The 11,116-nt window shown below is 43.0% G+C and carries 7 protein-coding genes; all 7 read right to left on the bottom strand.

Features of this window, described 5'->3' with window-relative positions; all coding sequences use genetic code 11:
• Positions 1-50: 50 nt before the first annotated feature.
• Positions 51-890, bottom strand: coding sequence for a chromate resistance protein ChrB domain-containing protein (locus tag J3L18_RS08305; protein WP_129570130.1), 840 nt, complete (start codon positions 888-890; stop codon positions 51-53).
• Between the two features lie 109 nt (positions 891-999).
• A complete protein-coding gene (locus J3L18_RS08300; protein WP_129570129.1) occupies positions 1,000-2,208 on the bottom strand; it encodes a glycoside hydrolase family 88/105 protein in 1,209 nt (402 codons plus the stop codon).
• A gap of 109 nt (positions 2,209-2,317) precedes the next feature.
• Complete coding sequence (locus tag J3L18_RS08295; RefSeq protein ID WP_129570128.1) at positions 2,318-3,973, bottom strand: glycoside hydrolase family 43 protein; 1,656 nt, start codon at positions 3,971-3,973, stop codon at positions 2,318-2,320.
• Positions 3,963-4,685 (bottom strand): rhamnogalacturonan acetylesterase, encoded by a 723-nt coding sequence (locus tag J3L18_RS08290; RefSeq protein WP_311085772.1) that lies wholly within the window; start codon positions 4,683-4,685, stop codon positions 3,963-3,965. The genes J3L18_RS08295 and J3L18_RS08290 overlap by 11 nt, the downstream gene beginning before the upstream one ends.
• Before the next feature lie 179 nt (positions 4,686-4,864).
• Complete coding sequence (locus J3L18_RS08285; protein ID WP_129570126.1) at positions 4,865-6,523, bottom strand: RagB/SusD family nutrient uptake outer membrane protein; 1,659 nt, start codon at positions 6,521-6,523, stop codon at positions 4,865-4,867.
• Positions 6,524-6,551: 28 nt separating this feature from the next.
• Entirely contained in the window at positions 6,552-9,809 is a 3,258-nt protein-coding gene (locus tag J3L18_RS08280) for a SusC/RagA family TonB-linked outer membrane protein (RefSeq protein WP_243771463.1), read from the bottom strand.
• A 243-nt stretch (positions 9,810-10,052) separates the two neighbouring features.
• Positions 10,053-11,072 (bottom strand): FecR family protein, encoded by a 1,020-nt coding sequence (locus tag J3L18_RS08275; protein WP_129570125.1) that lies wholly within the window; start codon positions 11,070-11,072, stop codon positions 10,053-10,055.
• Positions 11,073-11,116: the final 44 nt, after the last annotated feature.

Genomic DNA, 11,116 nt, shown 5'->3' with positions numbered 1-11,116 from the left:
TAAACAATCTACAGGAAAAGCTTGAATAAAATTTACCATTTGGATAGATTTTACTTTTTGGCCAGGCTTTTTTTATACTCCGAAGGGCTTTGCCCAGTATGCTGTTTAAAAATCCTCGAAAAATGGCCCTGATCAGAAAAGCCGGTCAGGTAAGCAATCTCTGTGAAGCTGTGGGTGGTGGTCCCCATCAGGTTAATGGCTTTTTCAATCCGCATTTTCCGGATATAATCGCCAAAGCTCATATTCTCAAAATATTTGGAAAACTCCCTGGATAAATAGGCCGGATTGATTTCCAACTCTTCAGACGCCTGTTGCAGGCTCAGGCTCATATTGGTATCGATTTGATCCTGGATCATCTCTTTAAGTTCCTTTGTCCAGGATGGCGCTTTTTTATCTCCTTTAGTTTTGAGGTACTGGTGGTAAACCGCTATAAGCCTTTGTTCAACAGGCCCATCTGTATGTTTTTGTTTATGGAGGTATTTGGCCCAGTTGTATAGTCCATCGTAGATCACCATGCCTAATGCCAGGAGCTGCTGATCATCGGCAATATCATGTCTTAACCCCGAAAATACCGCTTCCAACCCGGCTGATTGCGGCGCAAAATCGTGACGGTCGGTATCCGCGCCCCTGATTATCGAGGCAAGCCGGTTTAAAGCTGCATCTTTTAACTGGTGTTTTTTAAGGAAATAATCAAAGGTGCATTGATCTTCGTAGTGGGTATACTCTACATTGGGAATATCAAAGGCGATAGCATCCAGCTCAGCTGCCTTCGCCAACACTTCTTCGTAAGGAACGTAGATGATTTCACCTTCAGGATCAATGAAGCGTTTGATGAGCCAGGGGCAGGCAATACGGTCAATTTTAGGACGGGCACGCGTGATCCATTTCATAGTGGATCAAAGTTAAAAATCTAAAGTATATTAGTGGCGACCCCATTCCTATAATCGGCAATGGAATTAGTGATAATTATGATACATAAGATTTTTTCGACTACCAGAATTATTGTTTTATCATTCCGCTATACACATCGGCCAGGCGCTCTACCTCAACGCTGGCTAATATAAATGCGCCGACACCTTTAGCATCGTTAGTTATTACCTTTTCGCTTAAATAATACTCGTAACTTCCATCCCGGTATGGTTTCCCTCCAAGCCCCGATACACTCACCGTGCCGTTAAGATTTAACTGTCCATTTGCATCTGTTTCAATAAACTTTTTGATAATTCCGTTATAGCCTTTTTGAATGGCGGGTAAATAGGTTGGTTGTAAGTATCCCTGCCTCACCGCTTTTGCCATAGTGTATACAAACATGCATGATGCCGATGCTTCCGGATAATTCCCTTTGGCGTAACCTTTGTCAAGTACCTGGTACCACAAGCCAGAATTTTCATCCTGATATTTAACAATTGCCGCAGCAAGCCGGTTAAGTATTGCCAGTAACTCCACGCGTTTGGGATGCTGCGCCGGAAAATAATCAAGCACATCAACCAATGCCATCCCATACCAACCCATTGCCCGGCCCCAAAAATTAGGCGACTGGCCGGTTTTCGGGTTAGCCCAACGTTCTTTTTTACTTTGATCCCAGCCATGATATAACAGCCCGGTTTTTGCGTCGCGGGCCTTTTCTTCCATCAGGATAAATTGCCTGGCTATATCATTAAATGCGGTATCTTCATGAAAAGCAGCAGCATATTCAGCATAAAAAGGCTCGCCCATATATAAGCCGTCCAGCCACATCTGGTTTGGATAACGGTTTTTATGCCAAAAGCCTCCCTGTGGTACACGCGGTTGTTTCCGCAGTTGTTCACGCAGCAACGTTGCCGCCTTATAGTATCTTTGGGCACCCAGCACTTTATATAACGTCAACAAATTACGGCCACACAATACGTTATCTATATTATAATCAGCTTGCTGATAGGTGCGGATATTGCCGTCGGGCGTAACATATCTGTCCATACATCGCTGTATATAGGTGAAGTATCTTTTGTCGCCTGTTTGTTGCCACACGCCTTCTATGCCTTTCAAAATCACTCCCTGGTCATAAGTCCACTTGTCGCCGGTTGTCAGGTTATCTTTCCAGATAGTCATAACCGTTTGTGTCATGCGCTGCGAATAAGGCTGCTTGTTTTGAGCCTGTAACATCAATGAACACTGTGCAAGGATGGCAATAATAAGCAGGCACCTTTTTATAAGCTGATCACTTCTCATACGAATTCATTTTGGTGATGATAAACTAACCGGATCATCTTCGTTTATTTTATTTATTGCTGATTAACAAATCATGGGTACCGGTTCCAATATATACCCACACAACGTGTTAATTATTAGGCGTTACCCTAAACCAGTCTACATCAGCATAACCCGAATCATTGATCTGGCTTGTACGCGTACAAAACAAGCCGATCTTGGCCCCAATCCAACGGCCTGCCTCGGCCGTAAATGGCCTGCCGGTATTTTTATAATCTATTCCGTCGGTGCTGTAGCTGAAGTTACATACAGCGTTCTTCGTTACTTTAACACGCAGGTAAACAGTTGGTGACGATAGCTTCGTAATCACTTCCTCCAGCTCCTTTTTGCCTTTATCTGCTTCTGTACAAGTAGTAAATACCAGGTATATGCCATCTTTTTTACTTTGCATGGCTATATTAGCGTAGCTGAAACCCATAATGGTAAGTCCCGTTTTTTCACCCTCCAGCTTTAAGTTAGGCGTAAAGGTGATTTTGGCAGTAGCCATAAATTCATCAGCCGGAAACTTTTGTAACAGCACATTTGGCGTAAACCACAGGTTAGCGGGATTATTTGGGGGTTGATAACTATAAAGCCTCAAAGCGCCTTTATTGGTGTTCATAAACATCCATACGGGCTTCGCGTTAGCCATCCATTGCCATTGTAAGCCTGGAGACATGGTATTAAATTCGTCACTTTCCTGCGGAGTGCTCACCGGAAAGATTTTACCAACATTGGGCTTTTTATACGTTAATACCGGTTCGCCTTTGCCATCACCATCCTTATCCACACCAATAACAGGCCAGTTATCCTTCCAGATCATTGGTTGTAAATGCACTACGCGCCCATAAACGCCCTTATCCTGAAAATGCAGAAACCAGTCTTCTCCGGTTGGTGTATCCACCCATGCACCCTGATGCGGGCCATTGATGCTACTTTTCCCCTGATCCATTACTACCCGCCGCTCATATGGCCCATAGATATTTTTTGAACGCAGCGCCAGTTGCCAGCCTGTGGGGACGCCCCCAGCCGGAGCAAAAATGTAGTAAAACCCGTTACGCTTATAAAACTTCGGGCCTTCTATGGTAGGGTCCATTTCATGTCCGTCATAAACAATCACGCCGTCGTCAACTATCCTGGTTCCGTCATTATTTAATTTGTTTACAGCGATTACGCTTTTTATACCTGCCCGGCTGCCTGCAAAGCCGTGCACAAGGTACATGCTGCCGTCGCTATCCAGCAGCGGGCAGGGATCTATTATACCTTTGCCTTCCATTACCATAACGGGTTTGCTCCAGGGACCGGCAGGGTTTTTAGCTTTTACCACGTAAATGCCAAAATCAGGGTCAGGATAATAAATATAAAATTCGTTATGGTAATAGCGGATGGCGGGGGCCCAAACCCCATCGCCGTGCCGCGGTACGTCAAAATGATCAAAGGGAGGCTGCTTCAATAACGCGTAACCTAAGATGCTCCAGTTAACCAGATCTTTTGAATGCAAAACAGGCAAACCTGGAATTGCTTCAAAGCTTGAAGATACAAGATAGAAATCATCGCCAACGCGAATAGCGTCAGGATCGGAATAATCGGCATTTATCACCGGATTTTTATAGGTGCCATTACCCTGATCTGCCACCCATACTTTAGAGACATAATTGGCACCAGTTACGGATAGTCCTTTTTTTTGCTGCGCAAGAACCTGTCCGTTTATAATTAATAGCGTAACGAACAGTAATTTATTTTTCATATAAAGGTTTAACATTTGAATGCGCGATATGCGGGGTAAGTCCAAGCTTTAACGACCGGATGCCTGCTAAAACTATTTCGGCCATTTTCAGGGCTCCCAACTTACTAAAGTGCGTATCATCAGCCCGGCCCTCCGGATAATTAATACTTTCTCCCGGAGTAAGGTAATTAAACAACTTTTTTGATCCCTCGGGCCCGAGTTTTTGCAATAAAGCCTGGCTTTCTCTGTCCAGGTCAATCAGCGGGACCTTTTGTTCTGCTGCCAGTTTACGCACTATGGCCGAATACACTTCATGTGTGCCAATTATGGTTCCTGTTGTATCAAACTTTCTTCGCGCTGCTGGTGTCAGCAATACCGGGTTTGCTTTTTTTTCCCTGGTTTCGCGGATGAACCTTGCTAAGTTATCCCGGAACCCTTGCTCATTGATATAGCTCTTTTTAGTGGGCACCTCATCATTATGGCCAAATTGTATAAATACATAATCGCCTTCCTTTAAACTGCCGATAATAGAACGCCATAAGCCTTCACTAATAAACGTTTTGGTGCTTCGGCCATTCTGCGCACGGTTGTCAACAACTACCGTACTATCAAAAAAAGCGCTGAAAGGCATCCCCCAACCTGTCTCGGGAAATGCCTTTGGCTGCTTATTGGCCATTGTTGAATCACCCGCCAGATATACGGTGGTATGGCCGGGAGTAATCAGAAAAGACATCAACAACACCGCACTCATTAAAAGGCAGATAAATAATAAGCCTTTAATTCTAATATTACCGCTCCTGTACATCATATATTGTTTTTTAGCAAAATTTGTTCTCTCCGGTTGCATACTTATAGCAGGCTCAAAAATTATAAAAAGGGATCAATTATCAGATCCCTTTTTACCGTTTCAAATTAATTATAGCCCGGGTTTTGTTTAAATACATCTTTATTGGTTACGGCATCAATTTGTCCCTGAGGTATGGGGCGTACCAATTCATATGACTTGAAATTGGCTGCCGCGTCCGGGTTCATAGCCTGGATCCGGCTCGCCAATTTACCCGTTCGCTTCAAATCAAACCAGCGTAACTGTTCGCCGCCCAACTCACGTGCTCTTTCGTCCAAAATAAAATCGAGCGTAACCTGTGCAGGAGTGATCTGCATTTCTGCGATATGACCAGGTTTTGCCGCCCTTGTCCTGAGTACGTTAATATAAGTTGCCGCGGTTCCCGGGTCGCCCAGGTTTAATTTTGCTTCGGCAGCAATCAGGTACATCTCGGCCAGCCTGATCACAAAGACATCGCGGGCACTTTGGGCCTCAGCCACACTTGCACGTGTTGAATCTTTAAATTTTGATAAAGAAACATAAAACTTACGCTGAATAGGTACCCCATTTGATTTATATACCTTGGACAGGTCATAAGTAACGTATTTACTGCTCTGCGATGCTGCAGGTATAGTTGCATTGGGGGTATAACAAACCGTATCGCCAACTTTAACAGCATTACCATTATAATTACCTGCTTTGTTAGCATACCAAACACTCTGAAAAGAACCGGCATAGCGTGAATCATTTTGCTGATCAAACATGTTTAGATAAGCCAAAGTGGGCATATACCTGTTAAACGGCCTTCCGTTCGGAATATCACGGACGAGCAGGCTTGAATTTACCTGGTCATAAACCATCAGGTATAGTAAGTGCCCGTTGTTTGAACCGCGATAGTGCCCGTTTGGATATGTTGCCGAGGTAAGATCGTTATTGGCCAGGTTGGTTGAATAATCAATGGCCCAAATCACTTCCTTATTTTTCAGGTTCCCCATATTCCACAGATCAGCATATTTAGGCTGCAAAACATAGCTATAGTTTTTAATCACATCATCGGCCATGTTAAATGCTTCGGCATTCATACCACGGGTCAAATACATCCGCGCTAAAAAGGCTTTAGCTACCGGCACTGTTGCCCGTCCGTAATCGGTGGTGGTTGGAGTCAGGTTAGCTACTGCAAATGTAAGATCTTCAAATATCTGCTTGTAAAAAGTCTCTACCGGTGTTTTATTAGCTTCTGTATTGGCGCCTGCAGTTGGTTTGGTGGTAAAGTTTACACCACCCCAGGTTTCAACAATATGCCAGTAATAAAATGCTCTTAAAAAACGCAGCTCGGCTTCGCGGTTCAATTTTTGGGCTGCCGTATAATCTGTAACGGCAGCAATCTGGGCTATGCCCGTATTGCATAAATTTACACCGGCATACAAGTTGTTCCACAATAAAGGCAGCGGGTCTGCGGTGCCTTGTAAATTAATATATTGAGTAAACATTGGGTATGGGTCGCCGGTACCGCTCGTCCAGATATCCGTTCCCATTTCAGAGGCCAGGTATCCTTCTTCCTTCCCATACCAAAACCGGGTATAGGTATAGGCTGCATTAACCAATGTTTCAAAACCTACCGCTTTGGTATAAACTGTTGTAGCGGTTAAATTACTGGGGTTATATTCTTCGAGCTTTTTGCTGCAGGCACTAAATAAAGTGGCAATGACTATAAGCAGCAGCGCCCAACTTTTTAGTAAATTTTTCATAATATGTTTTTTAAGATATTAGTATTGGTTAAAAGGAAATATTTAAACCGGCCAGGAACAATTTAGTAAGTGGCCTGTCAAATGAACCGCCGCCTTCAGGATCATAATCTTTTATCTTTGAGAAGGTCGCAAAGTTTTTGGCGCTCACATAGATCCTCAAATTAGATACGTGGATGGGTTTAGTTACACTTGCAGGAATGGTAAACCCAAGCGTTGCGTTCCTTATTTTAACATACGAACCATCTTTGTAGCCCAATGTTGAAGCAAATGGCTCGGATGCTTTTGTGATATTGGCACTTGGCCTTGGGTAGGAGTTTGTTGGGTTTTCAGGCGTCCAATAGTCTACGTTGGCGCCATTTTCAATTCCATTAGGCTCATACTTCAACGCGTATTGAGATACGAACATCTGCCCGATACGTCCAAATACCTGCACATTTAAATCGAAGCCCTTATATTTAAAATCGTTGCTAAAGCCAAAGCTATACCTTGGGACAGCTGAGCCAAGTATTTTACGGTCAAATGTTGTGGTAAACTTTCCGTCATTATCTAAATCAGCAACCTTAATATCACCTGGCTTATACCCATAAGTTGCAGCCTGGGCAGCTTCAGATGTTTGCCAGATCCCTGTTTTTTGATAATCGTAAAAAGATACAACCGGGTAGCCTATAAACCAGCCATTGGCAAGGTCGTTCACACCATTTGGTAAATACGTGATGCGCTCCTTATTGCGTGTATAGGTGATATTGGATGTCCATGTAAAGCTTTCTAATTGGATGTTAATGGTTTTCAGTGCAATCTCAATACCTGTATTACGACTTTTGCCAACATTGGCCAATGTTCTTAGCGCTCCTGTTGAGGCAGGTAATTGCTGTGGCAATAACAAATCCCTGGTGTGCGAATCATAATAATCTATAGTGCCCGAAACCCTGTCTTTATAAATTCCGAAATCTATACCAGCGTTTAAGGTTCCTGTTAACTCCCACTTTAATTGAGGGTTTCCGATATTGGGGTCAAGGCCATATGCTAACGCAGTTATATCGTTCCATGAAAATGGAATAAGCACTGCCTTACTTTGGGTTTGGTATGCGCTTACAGCAGCATTGCCGGCAACCCCATAGCTTAAACGTAATTTCAACTCAGAAAACACGTTTTGGGTTTTCATAAATCCCTCATCAACCATACGCCAGGCCGCGGCCGCCGAAGGGAAGAATGCCCACTTATTTCCCGACGACAATACGGATGAACCATCAGCACGCCCAGTCAGGGTTAGTAAATACCTGTCTTTAAATGCATAATTTAAACGTAATGCTCCTGAAGTTAAATGTTGCCCAACGTAATTACTTGATATTTTTAAGTTAGACGGATTGTTTTGCAGCGCGTAGAAGGACTGATCGGGTATTAGTTGTCCGGTGCCTTGTGCTGCGGATTGGTCCATAGCATTTGATTGATAACTGGTAACACCCGTTACAACTATGCTATGCCTGGCTATTGTTTTTTGCCAGGTGATAATATTTTCCCAAAGCAAATTAGTTTCGTTTGAATTGGTTACTGACGATAATGACCCTGAAGATAAGGCCCGGTTTATAGTATTGGCACTTTCAAAATGGCCGTTTCGTGAACCAGATAGTGTGATACCTAAATTTGACCGTATGGTTAAGCCATTTATTGGCTTCCATTCTGCATAGGCGGTTGAAAGCAAATGGGTAATCTTGTTTTTATTTACAAACTGGGATGCATCATCATCAAAAAGAGGATTGGCCTGGTTACCGTTACCCGGAAATTTAGCTATACTACCATCTGCATTGTACGGATTAAAATAGGGAATAATTTTATTGGCTACGGATAATACCCCATCGTTTCGAAGGTTTTGATCATAATAAGCAAGCTGACTTTGCAGCCCCACTTTAAAAGCTTTGAATAACTGGTGATCTATATTTAACCGCAGGGTATACCTGTTTGAGTAATCATTAGCATATAACCCTTTTTCCTTAAAATAATCAAAAGAAAAGTAAGCTTTTGTTTTTTCACTACCACCGGAAACGCTGGCGTTATAATCCTGTTGGGAGCCCTTATGCAGTAAAAATCCAGGCCAGTAATATGACAGGCCGCTTTGAACCGCAGCCAGATCGCCTGCACTGGTAAAAACTTTTGGATCGTCGGCAGGAGAATTCCATGTTCCGATAGTTCTGAAGCTTTCACGTTTCAGGTTTGCATATTGCGGCCCTGTCATGGGTACCGGATAGCCTGCAACATCCGAAATTCCATAATATGAACCCGCAGCTACTTTCGGTTGCCCGCTGCTGCCTCTTTTTGTTGTAATTATAATTACACCGTTTGCTCCGCGCGAACCATAAATAGCAGTTGATGAAGCATCCTTTAAAAACTCCATGGATGCAATATCGTTTTGATTGATATCTTCATAATTGCTGTACTGGATTCCATCGACTATATAAAGCGGACCGTTGCCTGCAGATAGAGACCGGTTACCACGAACAGTTACGCTTACATTTGCACCTGCGACACCGCTTGTACGCACGATATCTACACCCGAAACCTTTCCCTGAAGCGCTTCCATAGGATTTGATGCCGCAACTTTGGTGATCTCATCACCCTTAACAGAAACAACGGAACCGGTAAGATCCCTCTTTTTTACCGCACCATAACCCACAATAATCACCTCTTCGAGCGATTTGCTCAAAGGAACTAAAACCACCTTTAAAAAGGTTTTGCCATTAACACTCTGTTCTAACGGCCTGAATCCTAAAAAAGTAAATACCAATACGGTATTGGCATTGGGAACAGTAATGGTAAAATCGCCCGAAACATTAGTTGCTACACCGATATCAGTGTCTTTTATCCTTACCGATACACCAGGCAGGGGTTCACCTTTTTCGTCGGTTACTTTGCCATTTATAGGTATTGTTTCGATTTGCCCGTTGTTGTTGCTCGAAGCAGGCCCTCTGGTTGCGGTATTAAACAAAATAATATTGTTGTCTATCTGGCTATACCCAATTCCCCTGTTGGCAAAGAGCTCGTCCAGGATATCCTTTACCGATTTGTCGAGGGAAGAAACGGTAACGCGGGTGTTTGGTGACAGGACATTGTCTTTGTAAGCAAACCGCAAATTGGTTTGCTTTTCAATTTTTTTGATCACCGATTTTATCGTTTCGTTACCCACTTCCAGCCTGACATTGATCTTATCAAGCGATTGCCCCTTGCTTGAGGAAGCTAAGAGCAATTGACCGGAGACCAGTAATACCAGCAGGATCATAAAACTGAATCGCATAATTTTTCGGAATGTGTTTAAAAATTGGCGTGCAGAGGCACCGGATAATGTGCACCATTGCTTAAACGCAAGAGTTTTTTTCATAACTTGCATTGGTTTTAATCGGTTAATAATAATTGGTTAAATACTTGCCCTGTCGCCGAATGATGTGAGAAGTCGTAAGCAACGGGGCTTTTTTAATCTGGAAGGTTTAAAGTATCAATGTTTCATAGGTTTTTTATTTAAGAGGTAAAAAATTGGTTATTATTCACAGCCGGAACCAGATAGCGTAACATCCCCCTCCTTACTCCATTTATAGCTCAAATTATTCAGGTGCGATAATACTTTGACAACCTGTTCCAACCCAGTAGTATTTAAGAAGGTGGCGCTAAAACGACAGCTCCCTATCTTTTCGCTATCAAGGATAACTTTTACACCATATCTTTCTGTTAAAACGGCCGCGGCTTCTTTCAATGTCATATGATCCATCACCAAATCGGTCTCTTTCCAAAGTACCGTTGTTTTGGCATTCAATATATCTATGGAAGATTGATTATTGATTTCGTTATAACTTATCTGATGATTGGGCAATAAAATGCCTAAAGTTTTTTTAGGGGTAGATACTTTAACTTTTCCACGGGTTACCGTTACCTGGATCAAACTGCCTTCCGATTTAATATTAAATGCCGTACCTAACACGCGGGTTGTAATTTGCCCTGTATGCACCAGGAAAGGGTGAAGTGGATCATGCCTTACATCGAAATAGGCTTCGCCGGTTAAATATACTTCGCGGGTTTTCCCGTTGAATTTTGCCGGGTAGTCTAAATGACTGTTCTTATTTAATGTCACTACGCTTCCGTCGGCCAGCCTGATCTCGTGCACATGGCGGACGGGGTTTAATGGTGTTACCCGGGCCAGCGTGGGCATTGGCTTGGGCCTTGTGTGTAAAAAGTACAGGCCTGCGCATATTAACAATGCAATGGTCGCGGCAACCGGACGGATAATTGTTTTGGAGCTTCTTTTTTGAAATGAGTAAACGTTTTTTTCCTTTTTTACAATCTCAAGCAACTTATTATATAAAACCTCCTGATGGCCGACTTCTGCGTCAGTATCAGGTTTCATTTCAGTATCGGCCCATAGTTTCTCCAATAAACCTTCAATTTCTGGTAGATTCTCCTCTTTGGCCATCAGTTCAAAAAGTTCGTTAAACTCTTCTGTAGTACACGAGGAGTCCAGGTATTTTTGAAATAAGTATTTTATGCGAAAAACCGAGGCTGTTGACATGCTGCACTTGGCTGGTTAAAACCAATTCATATACATGACGATAA

The sequence above is a fragment of the Mucilaginibacter gossypii genome (genome assembly GCF_017569325.2).
In the GTDB taxonomy this organism is placed as follows: Bacteria; Bacteroidota; Bacteroidia; order Sphingobacteriales; family Sphingobacteriaceae; genus Mucilaginibacter; species Mucilaginibacter gossypii.
Note: the sequence above shows the minus strand (reverse complement) of the source record. Positions and strands in the feature narration are given on the sequence as shown.